We start from the raw sequence: 17,945 nt of genomic DNA on the forward strand, positions 1-17,945 counted from the left end.
AATTCTATGTCAAAAGGCAGAAAAATTCTTGGGGAAGAACGAAGAAATCTAATACTGGCCAAGCTACGGGATGAAGGAATCCCGATTACAGGAGGGGACCTCGCTAAATTCACAAATGTCAGCCGCCAGGTCATCGTTAGCGACATCACCCTTTTGAAGGCCAGGGAAGAGCCGATCATCGCAACAAGCCAGGGGTATCTGTACCTCCAGCCGAAACAATCAGAGGGTTTGGTTGAAAAAACCATCGCCTGCAGACACACACCGGATAGAACCGAGGAAGAACTGAATCTGCTTGTCGACCATGGAATATTGGTGAAAGATGTGCGCATCGAACATAAAGTCTACGGAGACCTTACCGCTTCCATCATGGTTTCCAACCGCCTGGAAGTGAAGCAGTTCATGAACAAAATCAAGGAAACCAATGCTTCTTACCTTTCTGAACTGACGGACGGCATCCATCTCCATACCATCTCGGCACCAAATGAAAAAGTGATGGCAGATGCAGAGAGAGCATTGAAAGATGCCGGATTTCTGATTGAAACCTAGGATGCCCCGCAGCGGGTGTCCTTTTTGTTTTATTTAAACCCACAAAAAAATGCTAGGCTCCTGAGCCCAGCATTTCTACTTTCTCTACAAACTCCAATTTTCTCAAGCTGTTCAGCATCTCTTCAATATCGACGGTAATATCCGCAATGTTCAGGGAAAGAGTGACATTCGCCCTTCCCTGCAGCGGAATCGTCTGATGGATTGTGAGGATGTTACAGCCTGTCCTGGCCACTTCTCCAAGCAGGTAGGAGAGTGTACCGGAACGGTCTTCCAAGTGAAAGAACAAAGTGATGATCCGCTCCTTCACAATCGTATGAAACGGGAAAACAGTGTCCCGATATTTGTAAAAGGCACTCCGGCTCAAATCGATGCTGCGAACAGCCTCCCATACAGAGTCGGCTTTCCCTCTCTCAATGAGCTCTTTGGCCTGCAAGGTTTTTCTCATGGCGTCAGGCAGTACATCTTCCCTGACAAGATAAAACTTCTCGTCCTGTGCTTTTTTTCGCAAGACTGGTTCCCCCAATAACAATGCCTAATCAGTCGACGAAATCGAATTCGAACTCAAGCATCCTAACAGTGTCTCCGTCTTTTGCTCCTCTTTCTCTCAAAGCATCATCGACTCCCATGGTGCGCAATTGACGGGCAAATCTCTTTTGAGATTCTTCGCGGCTGAAATCGGTCATCTTGAATAATCTTTCTATCTTGGCTCCGCTGACCACAAATGTGCCATCCGGCTCCCTCGTAATGATGAATTCCTGTTCTGCCTTCTCATGTTTATAAAGGACACGTTCTGATTTGGTTTCTTCATCTTCCTCTTCAAACATTGCAAACTCAGGAGTTTCCTCGAGTTTATCTGCAATGGCAAACAGAAGATCACGAAGCCCTTGGCGGGTCACGGCAGAGATTCCGAATACAGGATAGTCCTCTTCCAGTTTTTCTTTGAAGTTCTTAAGGTTCTCTTCTGAATCCGGCATGTCCATCTTATTCGCCACAATGATTTGAGGACGCTCCGTCAAACGCAGATTGTAGGCTTTTAATTCTGCATTGATTGTGAGGTAATCCTCGTACGGATCCCGTCCCTCAAGTCCGCTCATATCAATGACATGGACGATAACGCGGGTACGTTCGATGTGGCGGAGGAATTGATGCCCCAGCCCTACACCTTCATGGGCTCCTTCAATCAATCCAGGAAGGTCAGCCATGACGAAGCTTCGGCCATCTTCCGTTTCAACCATCCCAAGGTTAGGTGCTATCGTTGTAAAGTGGTAATCACCGATTTTCGGCTTTGCCGCAGAAACGATGGACAGCAAGGTTGATTTCCCAACGCTTGGAAAGCCTACCAGGCCGACATCAGCGAGCAGCTTCAATTCAAGCACGACATAGCGTTCCTGTCCTGGTTCCCCTTTTTCAGACAGCTCTGGAGCAGGGTTGGCAGGAGTAGCAAAACGGGTGTTTCCCCTTCCGCCTCTTCCGGCTTTGGCAATGACAGCCCTTTGGCCATGCTCCGTCAAATCCGCAATCAATTCCCCGGTATCATCATCTTTGACGATGGTGCCGGGCGGGACTTTGACAATCATGTCCTCTGCATTTCTTCCGTGCATATTCTTGCTCATTCCATGTTCTCCACGAGGTGCCTTGAAGTGGCGCTGATAGCGGAAATCCATGAGCGTACGCAGCCCTTCATCTACTTCAAATACAACGTCAGCCCCATTGCCTCCGTCACCGCCGGCAGGGCCGCCGTTCGGTACATACTTTTCACGGCGGTAAGCAACCATTCCATTGCCTCCATCTCCGCCCTTTGTATAAATCTTGACCTGATCGACAAACATTTATTTTCACTCCTTAAAAAAGAGGCCCCGGGTACATCACCCAAGATATTGCCCCTTCAGATTATGTATTTAAACTTAAGGATATCAAAAATCCTTCATTATCCAGTGTATGCAGTGTAATAGTCGAATCCTGAAGTTCCAACCAGTTCTGCAGGTTTTCTCTATCTATTATTATCCCATTAAAATCCAATTCAAACCGTGCATCATTCTGGCAAATCTTGATGGTAACTACCAAATTGTTCTCTTCATAGGGCTTAACTGAGTTTTCCATTATGGAGAAGAATTCGGTAAACCATTGATAGACACGATCATCATCTATTTCCGGTTCTTCTGCTTGAAGCACCTCAAACTCAATCTTGATAAAATGGGTCTGCCAATTGTAAGTAAGCATTAATTCAGCAAACTTCGGCACCCTCAGGTTGGAGAGCTTGGATTCATTCTGGGCCTCTGCGACAATCTCCTCGATGATCTGTCCTGCCCTGTCCATTCTCCCTAAATCCATATTGCCTTTAATCAATTGTAATCTATTCATCCAGTCATGGCGGGCATGTCGTAATGCCTCTACCAGGTTCCATTCACTATTCATCATAAAACTCCCTATAATATTCGGACTTTTCTTACTTGTAGTATATCAGAAAAGAATAGGGTAACGAAAAATTTTCCTGTTAAAAAGACAATTTCCGACTTTAAAAGCGCAAGCGCCCTGTTCAGCGGCGTACAGATTGGAGGGCTCTCGCATGAGATAAAGGAATCACGAAGAGCATTAGCGATTCGATGATGACTTATCGCAAGGAGAGAGACCGAAATCTGCTAGCCGCTAGGGCGCTGGAGCTAGACACTAGTGCCTTTCAAAACTTTATACTTTTCATATCTTTTAAAATAAGAAAACTCTAACCGAATACACGGTTAGAGTTTTCTTTAAAAAGCATTAAGCTTCTTTAACTGCAGGGTATACGCTGACTTTTTTCTTGTCACGGCCCATACGCTCGAAACGTACGATTCCGTCAACTTTAGCGAATAAAGTATCGTCACCGCCGCGTCCAACGTTAACTCCCGGGTAAATTTTAGTACCGCGTTGACGGTATAAAATAGATCCGCCAGTAACCATTTGACCATCAGCACGTTTTGCACCAAGACGTTTTGCGATAGAGTCACGACCGTTCTTAGTCGAACCTACCCCTTTCTTAGATGCGAAAAATTGAAGATCTAATCTTAACATGTGTTCCACCTCCTACGCTTTGAAGGTAATTTTTATAAACTTGCTATAATCACGTTCTATCGTTTGTAAAGAGACAATCATCCCTTGTATGAGAAGCTGTACCTTTTCATCTGTTTCTTCCGGCAGGTCTGCCGGAAATTCGCAGTGAAGGTAACCGCCGTCCGGCGACTGGTCAATCTCGGGTTCGACCCCGGTCAGTGACATGATCGCGTTCAGCGCACCGAAGGATACAGCAGATGCTCCGGCACAAACGATATCTTGACCATTCTGCGCAAAATTTGCATGACCATCCATGGAAAAAGAGGAAACTCTTCCACCAGGAGATTTTGTGATATAAACGTTAATCATCTTTCAAACGCCTTACGCGTTGATTTTGTCAATCGTTACTTTAGTGTACGGTTGACGATGACCTTGTTTACGACGATAGTTTTTCTTTGGCTTGTATTTGAAAACGACTAATTTCTTAGCGCGGCCTTGTTTTTCAACTTTAGCTGTAACAGTAGCTCCATCAACCAATGGGCTTCCTACTTTTACATTGTCGCCACCTACGAAAAGTACTTTGTCAAAAGTAACTGTTTCGCCTTCGTTTCCTGCAAGCTTTTCAATGTAGATAGTTTGTCCTTCTTCTACCTTGATTTGCTTTCCGCCAGTTTCGATAATTGCGTACATGAATGGCACCTCCTTATAAACTCAGACTCGCCAAGTACAGGCGTTTTGTTATTCAACAAAAGCTTATGGCCTGATTTGAGCGGTTGTAGCACGGGTGCTACAAAAACTATAACATAAAAATCTTATCATAAATCGAAGAATGGTGTCAATAGCTTTTGTGGGAATTGATTTGTTTTTAGAAGTGGAAGCTTTAAACTATACGGTAAAGGTTTTTTTCCTCCGCTGCAGCTGTTTAGCACGTCACTTCTACCTATTTTCCAGCCTTTTGATTTTATAATAAGGATGACTTTCTTCAACTTTCTGAAACTCAATCTTCTTGTTGATCGCCTTTTCGATCTCTTTTAGGAAATTCGAGCTTTCTCCCTTGAAGGCTTTCTGGACGTCTTCTGTGGCTTCTATGATGACTTTGTCTTCGTCTGCCGGGTAGAGTTCGTAAAGTTCCCTTTCAAGCTTGTAGGCCATTGATTGGGGGCTTTGGACCATTCCGCAGCCGCTGCAGGCCGGGCAGGCACAGCTAATGTATTCAAGCAAAGGCTGTTTGGTTTTTTTTCTGGTCAACTGAAGAATGCCCAATTCGGTGAAACCGACGATGGTCGTGCGCTTACCATCTTCTTTAAGGCCTTCTTTCAAGGCATTGACCACTTCTGCTTGATGCTCTTCACTCTTCATCTCAATAAAGTCAATAAGGATGATGCCGGATAAGTTCCTGATTTTCAGCTGTCGGGCAATTTCCTTTGCTGCCAGTTGATTGGTCTTCAGCACGGTTTGCGACAAATCGCTTTTCCCTGTGAATTTTCCTGTATTCACATCGATGACCGTCAGTGCTTCTGTTGGTTCAACTACAATCGTCGCTCCATTATCCAGCCAGACAACTTTTTTCATTGCCTTTTCAATCTGGGTTTCCACCCGGTAATGGCTGAAAATGTTCTCATGGCCCTGAAAGTGAATGATTTCTTCTTTTAAGCTTACACCATTATGATACAGATACTCCTGAACTTCACTTTTCCAAGAAAAATCATCCACGATTAGTTCGGCCTCTTTGATTTTTTTTATTTCCTCTAAAATATCATCTTTCATGATATCTTGGGAGCGAAGGAGAGACGGAGCTTTTTTACCATGAGAAGAGGTGCGAATTTCCTGGAATTGCTTTCTCAGTTCCAAGAATTCACTTTTAATGGCAGCTTCTGTTTCCTTGAGGGCAGCTGTCCGGAAGACAATGCCTTCCTGTTCCTCTTTCAGTCTTGAACCAAAGCGCCGCCACTTTTTCTTTTGCTCTTCGTTGGAGGCTTTTTTGGAAACAGCCGTATACCGCCCTTGAGGCAGGTATACGATTGAATTACCTTTAAGTTCAACCATCCCTGTCAGCCTGGGGCCTTTGGTACCGGCAGGATCTTTTTTCACCTGGACCAGCAGTTTCTGTCCCTGATGGATGAGCCTGCTTATCTCTGCATTCTTTCTTTCTTTTTCATCTAACGCCAAGTAGTCCGGGAGATCATCGATATGAAGGAACCCATTTTTCTCCACTCCAATATTGATGAAAGCCGCATTGAGCCCTTTTTCAACTTTGTCAACTCTTCCCAAATATATATTTCCTACAATTGATTCTTTTTCAGGTTGATACACATGAAAACTTTCCATTATTCCATCACGCAGACGGGCCCATCTTTTTTCCCTTCCCATCGCATTCACAATAATCTTGTCCATTAAACCGCCTCTTTCTACCGTACAAATAAAAGAAGGCTAACCATATTAGTCAGCCTTTTCATCATAATATGAGGAGATCCAATACGCAAACGATTCAAAATAAGTATAGAAGATCCCGTGATTTTGCTGTTGTCATCTTTTCAGAGAAATAAGCATGCAGAATTTCATTTTCATCCAGTTTTCCTGCTTCCTTTCCGTCAATATAAATTATGAGCGGATGCTTGAAGCCTCTATGGAACCTTTCCAGGACAGAATAAATTGTCTCTTCCCCGTTGATCTTTAACGGTTTTAAATCTGCTACATTGCCGCTTTTCCCATAATACCTCTCCAATAAAAATCTCATGAAAGTAAATTTCCTTTGTTTCCATTCCGTCCATAATGAAAAGTAAAGAAAAGTAAGGATGATCCAGAGATTAAGATGGAACGGAACTGTAAGGAGCACGACGGCATGGAACATGAGCAGGACCGCAAAGGAGAGGATCAGTGTCCACTGATAAGCGGTGATGAACGTAAGCTTGTATCCGAGACATATGGAAAGCAGCTTCCCGCCGTCCAGCGGCCAAATCGGGAGTAAGTTGAACAATAAGACCATCAGATTCAACTGAATGAAAAGGTCAAAATGATAGAAGGAAAATAAGCCGGCCTCATACAGGAGTTTCGCTCCTCCCATCAGCCAGAGATGCTGAAGAGGACCGCCCGCCACGACCATGAGTTCTTCCTTCAACGATCTGTTTCCATGCTCATCCATTTCCGCTACTCCGCCAAAAGGGAGAAGCGAAATCCGCTTAATTCGCCATGAAAAAACATGAGCCGTGCCCCCATGTCCCAACTCATGTATCAAGATAATGAAAAAAAGCATAATCAATTCAATAAAATGGGCGGTTAGAATCGCCAGTCCAGCTGCCGCCCAAAGCAGCGGGTGAATGTGAATTTTCTTCAGCAGCTTAATGAATTCATTCAAATGATATCACCTGGATCGGATCTATAAAAGCATCCTCTTTTTTGATAGCAAAATAAAATTCCCCAGTGGCTGAGTTTTCTTCATCTGTAACTGTTCCTACAGGATTTCCCGCTTTGACCGTCTCATATTGAGTGACTTCAATGGTATTCAAGTGTCCATACCATGACTCTGATTTATCATCATGCTGGATAATGACCGTTTGCCCGAGTTCGTCCTTTTTTCCGGCAAAGATGACCAGTCCGCCTTTCATTGCTTCTACCTTGGACCCTTTGCCCGTCTCCACCATTATTCCCTGCCCATTGCTTTTGAAGTTCTCAATCACCTTCCCGGAAGCGGGTAAAGCATACTCAGCGGTTTCAGTCGTTTCTGCCTGACTGTCCTCTTTCCCTTTAGGCAGCAAGGCAAGTGGCTTTCCAAATTGGTCTTCATACCAAGTGGAAATCGCGGCAAACTGGAACTCGTTGGTCATGGTCTTTTGCACATACATACGGGCCTTATCAAAGCCGGGCACCTGGTTCTGGAACAGGATAGCCATACATAGAACCAGGACGCTTGTGCCAAGAATTTTAAGAATAAACAGCTCTTTGCTGAATAAAGGATGGCCCCCTTCAGAAGGTCCACCTTCATAAGAAGAAAATCGTTCCCCTCCATACCGTTCTTCATCTGTTGGAAGCAGCATGCTCCGAGACAGCGATGATGAAGAATTATAACTGTTCATTCGTTTTCTTTTGGCTATACGTTTTCTAATTTCATCCGCTCGATTCCCCATAATACCATTCCCCTTTTTGTATGCCGGAACGCGCACCCGCAAGAGTCTGAGGCAGTTTTCTCTTTGTGCATCCCCTTCTCCCTGCCTGCAGTACAAGTCCCTTTTGGTATCAATGTATGACTTGTCCTTTGGAAATATGTCTCGCCCTCTTGGTTTTGATTTTCCCCTAGCTCTCATAACTGACAAAATAAAAAGCCGGGCTGCGAAGGCAGTCCGGCTAGAATGAACGATTATGCTTTTACTCCAAAAAACTTTTTCAATTTCGTGAAGACACCTTGTTTATCCTCTTCCAAATTTTGAAGCGGAACCGATTCACCAAGGATTCGGCGGGCGATATTGCGGTAGGCGATGGATGCTTTGCTGCTTGGATCCATTGCGATCGGCTCTCCCTTATTGGATGACTTAATGACATTATCATCATCAGCCACGATGCCGATCAGGTCGATGGATAGATGAGTAGTAATCTCATCGACATCAAGCATTTCCCCGCTTTTCATCATATGGGTCCTGATTCGGTTGATAATCAGTTTTGGAGGTTCGATATCTTCTTTTTCAAGCAGGCCGATGATCCGGTCGGCATCCCTGACAGCGGAAATCTCAGGGGTTGTCACGACGATGGCTCTGTCAGCACCGGCAACCGCATTTTTATATCCCTGCTCAATTCCTGCAGGACAGTCAATGATAATATAATCATAATCTTGTTTTAATGTTTCTATCAGTTTTTTCATCTGTGCAGGAGAAACTGCCGACTTGTCACTGGTCTGTGCTGCGGGAAGCAGGAACAGCTTATCATCAAAGCGTTTGTCTTTTACAAGCGCCTGATGGATCTTGCAGCGCTCTTCCACAACATCCACCAAGTCATAAATGATCCTGTTTTCCAGACCCATTACAACATCAAGGTTCCGGAGACCGATATCAGTATCGACTAAACAGACTTTCTTTCCTTGCAGAGCTAATGCCGTACCAACATTTGCCGATGTAGTCGTTTTCCCTACACCGCCTTTACCTGAAGTAATTACTATCGCTTCACCCACATTAGCGTCCCCCTTTAAAACTAGTAATATTTGGTCTAAGATGTTTTAAAACTTGTAATCTGTCAACTACGATTTGATTTGATTCATCTATGTAAGCGCACTCCATTTCATGACCTTCTTCTTTGTCGAAATGATCGGGAGCCCTGTTCAGGCAGTCTGCAATCCGAAGCTGTGAAGGTGTCATCAGCGAGGCAACGATGACTGCTTCCTGGCTGCCGGTATATCCTGCATGCGCTATTCCTTTAAGGGACCCAAGCACATAGAGATTGCCTGCGGCTTTGACCGTCCCGCCAGGATTGACATCCCCGATAATCAGCAGATCTCCCGGAACTTCAACCACTTGTCCCGAACGGATGACACCAGTGATGGTATGGATTTCGCTTTCTTCTTTCATTTTTAACGCTTCTTCATTGGTCACGACATTGCTCTCAATCTCGTTAACTGACAAATTGCGTTTTTCAGTTACAATCTCTTTAAGTTCCTCTTTCTGCTGTGATGTCAAATATCTGTTTCCTGCCTGGATTTTGACAGTGATAAGAGGAGTGCCTTCTTGTTGGCGGTATTGAGCTGACAGCTTATCCTTCAGTTCCTTTTTTAGTTCTTCAAAAGAACACTGATCATTCAGGTGAAGGGTAAGTCCATCTTTTGTGCCTTTAATCATTACGTTTTGCCTATTTTTCATGTCGGAATTATTCACCTCAGTCGTCATTTAATTCGACAAATGCATGCCTTTTTCCTTTTTTTCAAACACGCTTTTTCAATTTTATTAAGGATAGGATGTGAGGTGTTAGAAAATGATTCTTTTACATTTCTGCCTGACTCCTTATCTTCCTGAAAAAGCAGGCCTGCCAAGGGATCATCGGCAGGGCCAGGCTTTTTCAGTCTTCCAGTCTTTCTTTTTCAATCTTCACCAGCAAAGATTTCAGAGGATAAGAAACAATGATCAAAAAGGCTGCGTTCAGAACGAGTGTCGGCCAAAGGCGCAGGTCGGCAAACTGGGAAATGGCCCAATCGGTTTTCCCGATCAGCAGGTTGATCTGATAGACGAGAAATTCCAGAATCGACACATTCAGCAAAATGATGATACTTGTGACAATCAAATTGCTGTGGAGGACTTTCATGATCCGGGAAGTCAAAAATGTGACAAACGGGAAGAGGAATAAGTACACCCCAAGAACTTCTGTGAAGAAGGAATCATATAAGAAACCAAAAATAAAAGCGTAAAGAATAGCCGTCGTATTATGATAATAGACACTCATCAGCAAAATGAAGATGATCAGGAAATGAGGGACCAGTACTCTGTCGCTGTCAAAAACGCCCATAGGGAGGTACGTTACAAACAAACTTGATCCGTAAAACAAGATTAAAGCAATCATCGGAAGGAGAAATTTTTTCATTCCTCACCCTCCGCTTCTGCCGGCTCCTCCAGGTTAATGCTCACCTTGCTTCTGTCTACAACAATCACATGTTCAAGATGATACAGATCAGCAGTCGGTTCAACATAGGCCGTCTGCGTAAGGCCATATTGATCTGGGACGACTTCCTTTACTTCCCCGATCGGAAGTCCCTTCGGAAATACTCCGCCAAGACCTGAAGTGATTACTTTTGACCCTTCTTCCACCTTCATATCGTTAGGTATACGTTTGACTAAAAGCTGATCTTTGTCTGTGTCATACCCTTCGATGGAACCGATGACATTTTCATCACCTTGAATAAGGGCAGAAATCCTGTTGTTCGGATTTTTATTACTGAGCAACTCAATGGTCGATGAAAACTGCTTAACGCTTTTTACTTTCCCTATCAGTCCTTGAGAGGTAATAACAGCCATATTAGCTTGTACACCCTGGACTTTTCCTTTATCGATAACGAGTAAATCTTCCCATTGGCTTGGATTTCTGGCGATCACGGTTGCCTGGATTGGGTCGAAATCTCTTAAATTCTCTTGCTTATCTAGGATATTTCGAAGTTCTTTGTTATCCGTCTCAAGATCTTTCACCATTGTTTCTAATTTCACAAGCTCTTCCAAACGTGATTTCAATTTCTGGTTTTCTGTATAAGTATTTTGCAGGTCTTTCACATTTTCAAAGAATCCGGCAATGGAACCGACCGGTTTGGATACAAGGGATTGCCCAAATCCGACAATATCTCCAACAAACTGTTCCGGCCAGGAAATATTATCCCTTTCACGGACAGAATATCCTATCAATGCAACCAGCACGATGATGCTGACAAGTAGGATGATCAATCTTTTATTCAAAAAAAAGCGGGGCATGTAAGACACCTCTATCTTTTACACTTATTTTCTCTCCTGCTGCAATATAATAGTAAATCAACAAGTTCCCTTCTTAATCTACCATTTTTCTTAAAAAGGAAAAAGAGGCTTTCATCAAAAAGCCCGTCAAAAAACGATGTTTCGACAAAACGGATACTTTTACCATTTCACACAAACAAGAAGGGACTGCCCACAATACCTTTCAATGAGTGCAGCCCCATCTTTACATCAAGGAATTTATTTTTTGTTTTTAAATAAATCGATATGGTCAAGAGCTTTTCCAGTGCCGATAGCCACACAATCCAGCGGGTTCTCTGCAATCAGGACCGGCATCTTGGTTTCATCACTGATGATTTTATCCAGATTGCGGAGCAAGGCACCGCCTCCTGTAAGGACGATTCCCCTGTCCATAATGTCTGCCGCAAGTTCCGGCGGGGTTTTTTCAAGTGTGCTCTTCACTGCGTCAACAATGGCATACACTGTATCCCTTAGGGCTGCAGCAATTTCATCTGCTGTAATTTCAATGGTTTTTGGCAGTCCAGTCAATAGGTCACGCCCGCGGATATCAAGTGTATCGACACCATCGGAATCTCCTGCAGAACCGATTTCAACCTTGATCGTTTCAGCTGTGCGGTCCCCGATCATAAGGTTGTATGTTTTACGGATATAATTGATGATGGCTTCATCCATTTCATCCCCTGCAACGCGGATGGACTGGCTTGTAACGATTCCTCCAAGAGAAATGATCGCGACTTCTGTCGTTCCGCCTCCGATATCTACGACCATGCTTCCAGTCGGCTCCCATACAGGAAGATTGGCGCCGATTGCCGCTGCAAACGGTTCTTCAATCGTATAGGCATCTCTTGCTCCCGCCTGGCGAGTCGCATCGATGACGGCACGCTCTTCAACCGCTGTGATGCCGGATGGAACGCAGATCATTACATACGGCTTGCGGGAAAAAGAACCTTTTCCTTTTGTGGCCTGTTTTATGTAATACTTCATCATAGTAGCAGTCGTTTCGTAATCAGCAATCACACCGTCTTTCATCGGACGGAGTGCAACTACATTTCCCGGTGTTCTTCCGATCATATTTTTAGCGTCGTTCCCTACAGCCACGATTTGTTTCGAATCTGTCTGCAGAGCAACCACTGAAGGTTCACGAACGACGATCCCTTTTCCTTTTACATATACAAGTGTGTTAGCCGTTCCTAAATCTATACCAAGATCCTTTGTACCAAACATTATTGTATCTCCCTTTCTAATACGGAATGGGTCCATTCCAATCTATATAAGTTCTTTCCCTATATATTTAAGCTTCCAAAAATCATAAACAATATTATAGCCTAACCATTACAAAAAACAAAGCATCATAGGTATCCTTTTTCCTTTAAGCTCACATATTTTTTCTCACCGATGATCAAATGGTCCAGCACTTCTATTCCAATAATCTTCCCGCACTCGACGAGCCTCTTTGTCACTTCAATATCCTCCCGGCTTGGGGTCGGATCCCCTGAAGGGTGATTATGGATACAGATAATGGATGCAGCAGACCTTCGGAAAGCTTCCTTAAAAACCTCTCGAGGATGTACGATGGAGGCATTCAAGCTGCCGATAAAAATGGTCTGTTTGTGGAGCACCTGGTTCTTTGTATTAAGGTAGAGACAAACGAAATGTTCCTGTGAAAGGAATCTCATATCATTCATCACATAATTGGCACCATCTTCGGGTGAACGGATCGAATAGCGGTCATCATAAGCAAGATTGCTGATCCTCCTGCCTATTTCTACAGCAGCCATGATCTGGACCGCTTTCGCCTGGCCGATACCATTGATATTGGTTATCTCCTCCAGCGATGCTTCCTTTAACAACCTGAAACCTTCAAAGGTTGTGAGGACCCGGTTCGACAATTGCAAAACGGATTCCGACTTCGTGCCCGTCCTTAATATGATCGCCAGCAGTTCCTGGTTTGAAAGGCTGGCTGCACCGCTCTGAACCATCCGTTCCCGGGGTCTTTCATCTGTAGGATAATCTCTGATCATCAATTTTGTTTCTGTCAAATATGCTTACCTCCCAATTATAACGCTTGGGAGGAAAAAGAGATTGAATATGCTTATGGGTGATAGCCCATCTCTTTCAAGCTGCGGTAGACTTCGGATATGGGCAGTCCCACTACAGAAAAATAATCGCCATGGATTTCTTTTACAAGGAAAGCACCCAGTCCCTGTATTCCATAACCGCCTGCTTTATCGAGTGGCTCACCGGAAGCCGCATACATATCTATTTCCTCTTCTGTCAGCTCCCAAAACGTTACTTCCGTTTTTTTGTAAAACATTTTTTCATTTTTGTCTTGCACAATGGCTACACCGGTATAGACGGCATGAGTTTCGCCGGAAAGGATGCGCAGCATTTCTTTGGCATGTTCTGAATTTGATGGTTTCCCAAGGATCTCATTGTTGTGCACAACAACCGTATCCGAACCAATGACAAAGGAGCCTGGGTTCTCTTTTGCAATGGAAACAGCCTTTCGCTTCGCCAGTTCCATTACGACTTCATCGGGCTGGAGATCTTGTGAAAATGATTCATCTGCATTGCTGACTTCAATAGAAAAAGATAGTTGGATTTGTTGTAGAAGTTCTTTTCTGCGGGGGGAGCCTGAAGCTAAAATGAGGTTAGACAATTCATACACCTTTCCCTTCTTCCGTAAGATTGGGAGATACAAGTTCATCGTACCAAATACTTGTCCTATTCACAACAAATAACCAAAGGCCCGGCCAATTTATCAGGCAATAAAAAAAGCAGAGTGAACGTTGTCCCCTGCTCTGCCTCTTTTATATATATTTCCCGGAAAATATCCAATATACCAGAATAAATTACAATTTGTGATAAGACTCCAGATAGCTAAGCAGTGATTGCTGTGCAGCAACCAGTTTCGTAAGCTCCGAAGATTTTTGGTATTCCTGCAGGTTTCGTGAAGCTGCTTCGAGATTCTCTTTCAGTCCGGTCATTTTCTCACTCACCTTCAATGCTGAAAGGTCTTTCAGAAGTGTACTGATCTCGTTCATTTTTTCATCGTTAATGGTTCCATTTACATATGCGTTTGAACTCTCATAGGCGACTGCTGCATAAACGGCTTTTGATTTTTTGATGAAATCAGCATCAGCCTTCGTTCCCTCATATTTCTTTTCAGGAATGACAATGTCCTTTGCATAAACTTCAACATTTTCAGCAGAAAGCTTTTTTCCCATGGCTTTCGCCCCTTCAAGGTCACCGGCGGTTCCGACAAAAAGATACTGGCTGCCCTCCATTTCAATCATCATGGTTGGAATCCCCTTTGTCTCCAAGGTTGCTTTCATGGCATTGGCTGAATCCGCCGTCGAAAACACCCCTCCTTGGAGCACAGAAGCATTCATCCCCTCCAGCGCTATAGTACCGCCTGAAGCAGATGGTGTATCAGCCTTATCAGTGTTTGTGTCTCCTGCCTCCTGAAGCTGCACAGCAGGTATCGATTGCTCACCGTCGGTAATGACATTAAGAATAATGAAGCCGAATATCAACGAGACAGCAACTGCACCGACGAGCGTATAGATAACTCTTGCTATAGCAGGTGTGATTTGTCTTCCGCCAAAATGTTTTTTTCCCTTTTTGTTCTGTACATAATTAATTTTCTTGAATTCTTTAGGAGCCGGTTCTTCATCTGGAAGAACCCAATCAAATGAATCTTCTTCTGCACTCTCCTCTGCAGCGGCAGATTCTTCTTCTCCTAAATTCCAATTATGTACAAGCAGTTCTTCATTATAATTCTTTTTGTCGCCGTTGATTTTGATAGTGATCCTGCCGTTTTTTTTGCCCTGCTTGTCCACGTATGTCCCCCTCCTCTATGTCGTTTTTTTTATGCTAACACAGTGCATAAAAAAAAGAACAAGACTTTTGTCGTCTTGTCCCCAGAGGTTTTCGCCAATTTTTTTAAAATAAGGTATGGAAAGTTTCCGTTCCAGGTGCACGACTCCGCGGGGCGGGCGGTGAGCCTCCTCGGCTTCGCCTGCGGGGTCTCACCTGTCCCGCTTATCCCGCAGGAGGTCGTACACCTTCCACTACAACCATCAACGTTTAAATTAAGAAAGATTATTGTATTAATTGGAAGAAACGGCTGATTCTTTAAGATCTTTAATTAACACAGGAATATATGCATCTCCATCTTTACCGCATAATTTTTTGGTTTCACCAATGAAACAAATCGATTCGATACTCTCTTTATTAACTACTACATAGGATTCGTTACTTTCAGGATCCAGGAGTTTTTTTGTAAAGGGGTCCTGAATCTTTTCAATCATATTGTTTTCATAAAGAGTTTTATAGGTAACCAGTGTTGGTTCTTTATCATGTAGAAGAGATTCCTTCACATACAGGGTGGCCGCATCCTTCAAGGTATGCGCATTCGCGACGAAAGCCTGGTGTTTGGATTTCTCAATGATCTGACCGATTGCAAGCACTGCGATCATGCCTATGATGCCCATGATGACAACCACAGCAAGCAGCTCGACCAGCGTCAATCCTTTTTGATTAAGTTTCAATTTACCCAGCCCCTTTGCTGGCTTTGTTTATTCATCATCCTCTTCCAGATCGCTGAAGCTGCTGAAAGGGTTCACCTTATTTGCTGGAGGAGGTGTTTTCATTCCTGGCATTTCTTCTATGAGCTGAATCAAGCCCGGAAGGTAAAATGCAGCAACAACGAGCTTATAGCTGACTTTTTCATAACTGTCACTCTGTGTTGTCGATTCTTTAGGCCCCTCAAAGGCGATCTGCTCAATTTCAGTTATACGGTCAAGCTCTTCCAGGACCTCCAGGAATCGCTCCATTTCAAAGTAGCTTGGTGATTCAACCGACAGAGTTGCACTAAGCTTCTTCAAGCCTTGAGGGAGGATCTGCTGAGGCTTAGCTTCTGTTTCTTCAGATCCTTCATTCTCATCAGTGGATAGATTTTCAATTTCTTCTTCGGCATTTTCAGAAGCCAGCGGGAGGGTCACATCTCCTTCAGAAAATTGAATGCTTGAAATGAAACTGTTAGAAATGGTCTCCGCCTTTTCCAGATCCAGAAGCAGTTTTTCAGTCATAGGCTTAACAGGGACCTTCTGTTGAAGGGAGATGGAGTTTTCAAACGTTTCCTGCTCAATATCATTGGTCTTCTCTTCCAATATCGAAATCAGCTTTTCTTCAGTTTCCAATTCCTGCTCACGAAGACTGATTTCCTTTTGCACAGGATTGTATAGAAGGAAATAGACTCCCGCTAAGATACATATCCCGAGGATAATGGAACCTGCAATCAGAAGCCATTCCCTTTTCTCAAATTGGAGGTTCATCATTCAGCCCCTCCTTCATTCTTTTCCTGCAGTTCATTCTTGATAAAGGCTTGATTTAAAGAGATTTCATATTGGCCTAAATATCTCGGCATGATTTTGTCTTCCGAAAGTACCGACGTGTCTTCAACACTCTCCCCTTGAGAAGTTTCAAGGGAACTCAGTTTTGCCTCTGCAATCCAATCAGAATTTTTCAAGTCATTGAGGAAATAGGCAGCCTGCCTGCTTGTGTCAAACTGGACCCCTAGATTGATCATCCCATCTTCCGTGTAGGTGAACTGCCTGAAAAACCCTCTCTCCGGCAATAGCGAAGTGAGATGTTCAAGGACAGGGACTGTGTCGATCGGGTACTGCTCGGCCCATTGAACTGCTGTCTGCAGCTGCTGCGCACCATCCGATGATTCAACATTGCTTACAGCCGTTTCCTGTTGAAGGCGGAATTCCTTTTTCATATCAAGATCTTTCGTTAGATTATCTAATTTCTGTTGAGAGATTTGTGTATTAATTAAAAGAAAGGCAGTCCCAAGCAGAGTGATGCAGAGCGTTCCAATGGCAATATAAACCGGGAGCCTCCTCTTTCTCTCTTTCTTTGGCAGTAAGTTGATATCAATCAGCATCACAGCACCTCTTTCAGTGCCAAGCCGATCGCAAGGTCATAATGACTTGGGACAGGCTGACCGCTTGTATCAAACACAGAATCCTTCGGGGACTTATGGACGGCCACATCCAGTCTTCCAGTCAGATTTCGGTAAATTTCATCAAGATGAGGATGGTCACCGGTCAGGATGACTTTGTTGACATTTACCTCACCTTTATTCAGAGAATATTTATAGAAGCTGAACACTTTTTCTATTTCTTTAAAGGTATCTTCCAGGAAAAACATCCATCCATTTGCCTCGATCTCTGATGTTTCTGGCAGCTCCGGATCTCCTTGAAGGGAAATAGGTCTGAGGAATATAGGCTGATTACTGTGGAAGATGGATATTGTCAAAAGTTTTTCATCAAACTGAAGAAGCATTTCATGGTCAGTGCTTCTAGCCATATCCTGGTGGTAAAAATATCTATAAAGGGCCAACGGTGAGATATCTGCAACGACCGGCTTCAGTTTCACTTCATCAAGAAGATCCCTGTAGGAATGGATGACCTCCTCGGGAGATGCCACAAGTAAAATTTCCTGCTTATCTTCTTTCTCTCCAAGAAGAACCACATCAAAAAGCGGGTCCTCAAACGGAAGATGGATACTCGTGCCGATTTCCATGAAGAGATATCCTTTCAGTTCATCTTCTTCGATGTCTGAAGGCACTAGCACTCTCTTGACAATGATGGAGGTACTCGGAACAATGAAACGGACCGGCTGTTTTTTGATTCCCCAATCTGCAATACACTCTTCCAGAATCATGGCAAGGGTATCATATTCAATGATCTTTCCATCTGTAATGATGCCTTGAGGAAGAAGCTTCTCACCATAGTTATGTAGTATCAGCGGTGACTCCGTCTTCAGGTCTGCATAACGGATTGCTGTATCGGTGATGACCAGATTCGCTATTCTTTTGTTATTTCCAAACAATCCAAAGTTCATTGAATATAA

Annotated in this window: 22 protein-coding genes and 1 other annotated feature; of the genes, 1 reads left to right on the plus strand and 21 read right to left on the minus strand. The window is 43.8% G+C overall.

The annotated features are described in order from the left end of the window. The first annotated feature begins 6 nt into the window (after positions 1–6). Complete coding sequence (locus ACOJQI_RS17200; RefSeq protein WP_421380154.1) at positions 7–546, plus strand: transcription repressor NadR; 540 nt, start codon at positions 7–9, stop codon at positions 544–546. Positions 547–598: 52 nt separating this feature from the next. Here the strand turns inward: ACOJQI_RS17200 and ACOJQI_RS17205 are convergent, their stop codons facing one another. The 21 genes from ACOJQI_RS17205 to pilM all read right to left on the minus strand — a co-directional run bounded on the left by ACOJQI_RS17205 (position 599) and on the right by pilM (position 17,936). Beyond that, positions 599–1,054 carry an ACT domain-containing protein gene (locus tag ACOJQI_RS17205; RefSeq protein WP_421380157.1) on the minus strand — a complete coding sequence of 152 codons (456 nt, stop codon included), beginning with the start codon at positions 1,052–1,054 and terminating at the stop codon, positions 599–601. A gap of 28 nt (positions 1,055–1,082) precedes the next feature. Then, positions 1,083–2,375: a GTPase ObgE gene (gene obgE, locus ACOJQI_RS17210; RefSeq protein ID WP_421380159.1), complete on the minus strand. Its 1,293-nt coding sequence runs from the start codon at positions 2,373–2,375 to the stop codon at positions 1,083–1,085. 61 nt (positions 2,376–2,436) lie between these two features. Continuing rightward, a complete protein-coding gene (locus ACOJQI_RS17215; protein WP_421380161.1) occupies positions 2,437–2,964 on the minus strand; it encodes a Spo0B C-terminal domain-containing protein in 528 nt (175 codons plus the stop codon). A gap of 339 nt (positions 2,965–3,303) precedes the next feature. Then, complete coding sequence (rpmA, locus tag ACOJQI_RS17220) at positions 3,304–3,594, minus strand: 50S ribosomal protein L27 (RefSeq protein WP_421380163.1); 291 nt, start codon at positions 3,592–3,594, stop codon at positions 3,304–3,306. A gap of 12 nt (positions 3,595–3,606) precedes the next feature. Then, complete coding sequence (locus ACOJQI_RS17225) at positions 3,607–3,942, minus strand: ribosomal-processing cysteine protease Prp (protein WP_421380165.1); 336 nt, start codon at positions 3,940–3,942, stop codon at positions 3,607–3,609. A 12-nt stretch (positions 3,943–3,954) separates the two neighbouring features. Then, positions 3,955–4,263, minus strand: a complete 309-nt coding sequence (gene rplU / locus ACOJQI_RS17230) for a 50S ribosomal protein L21 (protein WP_421380167.1) — start codon at positions 4,261–4,263, stop codon at positions 3,955–3,957. Positions 4,264–4,276: 13 nt separating this feature from the next. Further along, positions 4,277–4,358 (minus strand) — a sequence feature (ribosomal protein L21 leader region). A 151-nt stretch (positions 4,359–4,509) separates the two neighbouring features. After that, complete coding sequence (locus ACOJQI_RS17235; protein ID WP_421380169.1) at positions 4,510–5,967, minus strand: Rne/Rng family ribonuclease; 1,458 nt, start codon at positions 5,965–5,967, stop codon at positions 4,510–4,512. A gap of 94 nt (positions 5,968–6,061) precedes the next feature. Continuing rightward, positions 6,062–6,928, minus strand: coding sequence for a M50 family metallopeptidase (locus tag ACOJQI_RS17240; RefSeq protein ID WP_421380171.1), 867 nt, complete (start codon positions 6,926–6,928; stop codon positions 6,062–6,064). Continuing rightward, a complete protein-coding gene (locus tag ACOJQI_RS17245; RefSeq protein WP_421380173.1) occupies positions 6,921–7,697 on the minus strand; it encodes a peptidoglycan DD-metalloendopeptidase family protein in 777 nt (258 codons plus the stop codon). The genes ACOJQI_RS17240 and ACOJQI_RS17245 overlap by 8 nt, the downstream gene beginning before the upstream one ends. 230 nt (positions 7,698–7,927) lie before the next feature. Then, positions 7,928–8,731 (minus strand): septum site-determining protein MinD, encoded by an 804-nt coding sequence (minD, locus tag ACOJQI_RS17250; RefSeq protein WP_421380175.1) that lies wholly within the window; start codon positions 8,729–8,731, stop codon positions 7,928–7,930. A 1-nt stretch (position 8,732) separates the two neighbouring features. Then, entirely contained in the window at positions 8,733–9,413 is a 681-nt protein-coding gene (gene minC / locus ACOJQI_RS17255) for a septum site-determining protein MinC (RefSeq protein ID WP_421380177.1), read from the minus strand. A 196-nt stretch (positions 9,414–9,609) separates the two neighbouring features. Then, positions 9,610–10,128 carry a rod shape-determining protein MreD gene (mreD, locus tag ACOJQI_RS17260; protein ID WP_421380179.1) on the minus strand — a complete coding sequence of 173 codons (519 nt, stop codon included), beginning with the start codon at positions 10,126–10,128 and terminating at the stop codon, positions 9,610–9,612. Continuing rightward, entirely contained in the window at positions 10,125–11,003 is an 879-nt protein-coding gene (gene mreC, locus ACOJQI_RS17265; protein ID WP_421380181.1) for a rod shape-determining protein MreC, read from the minus strand. The genes mreD and mreC overlap by 4 nt, the downstream gene beginning before the upstream one ends. Positions 11,004–11,240: 237 nt before the next feature. Then, positions 11,241–12,245 carry a rod shape-determining protein gene (locus ACOJQI_RS17270; RefSeq protein ID WP_421380183.1) on the minus strand — a complete coding sequence of 335 codons (1,005 nt, stop codon included), beginning with the start codon at positions 12,243–12,245 and terminating at the stop codon, positions 11,241–11,243. A gap of 125 nt (positions 12,246–12,370) precedes the next feature. Next, positions 12,371–13,042 carry a RadC family protein gene (gene radC / locus ACOJQI_RS17275; RefSeq protein ID WP_421385501.1) on the minus strand — a complete coding sequence of 224 codons (672 nt, stop codon included), beginning with the start codon at positions 13,040–13,042 and terminating at the stop codon, positions 12,371–12,373. A gap of 71 nt (positions 13,043–13,113) precedes the next feature. Then, complete coding sequence (locus ACOJQI_RS17280) at positions 13,114–13,680, minus strand: Maf family protein (protein ID WP_421380186.1); 567 nt, start codon at positions 13,678–13,680, stop codon at positions 13,114–13,116. A gap of 193 nt (positions 13,681–13,873) precedes the next feature. Then, a complete protein-coding gene (locus tag ACOJQI_RS17285) occupies positions 13,874–14,863 on the minus strand; it encodes a hypothetical protein (RefSeq protein ID WP_421380189.1) in 990 nt (329 codons plus the stop codon). Between the two features lie 270 nt (positions 14,864–15,133). Then, on the minus strand, positions 15,134–15,574 hold the full coding sequence (locus tag ACOJQI_RS17290) for a type II secretion system protein (RefSeq protein WP_421380191.1): 441 nt from the start codon (positions 15,572–15,574) through the stop codon (positions 15,134–15,136). Between the two features lie 27 nt (positions 15,575–15,601). Then, positions 15,602–16,363, minus strand: a complete 762-nt coding sequence (locus tag ACOJQI_RS17295) for a hypothetical protein (RefSeq protein WP_421380194.1) — start codon at positions 16,361–16,363, stop codon at positions 15,602–15,604. Continuing rightward, positions 16,360–16,974: a PilN domain-containing protein gene (locus ACOJQI_RS17300; RefSeq protein WP_421380196.1), complete on the minus strand. Its 615-nt coding sequence runs from the start codon at positions 16,972–16,974 to the stop codon at positions 16,360–16,362. The genes ACOJQI_RS17295 and ACOJQI_RS17300 overlap by 4 nt, the downstream gene beginning before the upstream one ends. Beyond that, a complete protein-coding gene (gene pilM, locus ACOJQI_RS17305) occupies positions 16,974–17,936 on the minus strand; it encodes a type IV pilus biogenesis protein PilM (protein ID WP_421380198.1) in 963 nt (320 codons plus the stop codon). The genes ACOJQI_RS17300 and pilM overlap by 1 nt, the downstream gene beginning before the upstream one ends. Positions 17,937–17,945 lie beyond the last annotated feature (9 nt).

The organism is Bacillus salacetis (assembly GCF_049177075.1).
Classification (GTDB): domain Bacteria; phylum Bacillota; class Bacilli; order Bacillales; family Bacillaceae_B; genus Rossellomorea; species Rossellomorea salacetis_A.

Excerpts from the sequence above, each read along its gene's own strand:
- ACOJQI_RS17200 (WP_421380154.1), top strand. The coding sequence starts at position 7 with ATGTCAAAAGGCAGAAAAATTCTTGGGGAAGAACGAAGAAATCTAATA.
- obgE (WP_421380159.1), bottom strand. The coding sequence starts at position 2,375 with ATGTTTGTCGATCAGGTCAAGATTTATACAAAGGGCGGAGATGGAGGC.
- ACOJQI_RS17215 (WP_421380161.1), bottom strand. The coding sequence starts at position 2,964 with ATGATGAATAGTGAATGGAACCTGGTAGAGGCATTACGACATGCCCGC.
- rpmA (WP_421380163.1), bottom strand. The coding sequence starts at position 3,594 with ATGTTAAGATTAGATCTTCAATTTTTCGCATCTAAGAAAGGGGTAGGT.
- ACOJQI_RS17225 (WP_421380165.1), bottom strand. The coding sequence starts at position 3,942 with ATGATTAACGTTTATATCACAAAATCTCCTGGTGGAAGAGTTTCCTCT.
- rplU (WP_421380167.1), bottom strand. The coding sequence starts at position 4,263 with ATGTACGCAATTATCGAAACTGGCGGAAAGCAAATCAAGGTAGAAGAA.
- ACOJQI_RS17235 (WP_421380169.1), bottom strand. The coding sequence starts at position 5,967 with ATGGACAAGATTATTGTGAATGCGATGGGAAGGGAAAAAAGATGGGCC.
- ACOJQI_RS17245 (WP_421380173.1), bottom strand. The coding sequence starts at position 7,697 with ATGGGGAATCGAGCGGATGAAATTAGAAAACGTATAGCCAAAAGAAAA.
- minC (WP_421380177.1), bottom strand. The coding sequence starts at position 9,413 with ATGAAAAATAGGCAAAACGTAATGATTAAAGGCACAAAAGATGGACTT.
- mreD (WP_421380179.1), bottom strand. The coding sequence starts at position 10,128 with ATGAAAAAATTTCTCCTTCCGATGATTGCTTTAATCTTGTTTTACGGA.
- mreC (WP_421380181.1), bottom strand. The coding sequence starts at position 11,003 with ATGCCCCGCTTTTTTTTGAATAAAAGATTGATCATCCTACTTGTCAGC.
- ACOJQI_RS17270 (WP_421380183.1), bottom strand. The coding sequence starts at position 12,245 with ATGTTTGGTACAAAGGATCTTGGTATAGATTTAGGAACGGCTAACACA.
- radC (WP_421385501.1), bottom strand. The coding sequence starts at position 13,042 with ATGATCAGAGATTATCCTACAGATGAAAGACCCCGGGAACGGATGGTT.
- ACOJQI_RS17295 (WP_421380194.1), bottom strand. The coding sequence starts at position 16,363 with ATGATGAACCTCCAATTTGAGAAAAGGGAATGGCTTCTGATTGCAGGT.
- ACOJQI_RS17300 (WP_421380196.1), bottom strand. The coding sequence starts at position 16,974 with ATGCTGATTGATATCAACTTACTGCCAAAGAAAGAGAGAAAGAGGAGG.
- pilM (WP_421380198.1), bottom strand. The coding sequence starts at position 17,936 with ATGAACTTTGGATTGTTTGGAAATAACAAAAGAATAGCGAATCTGGTC.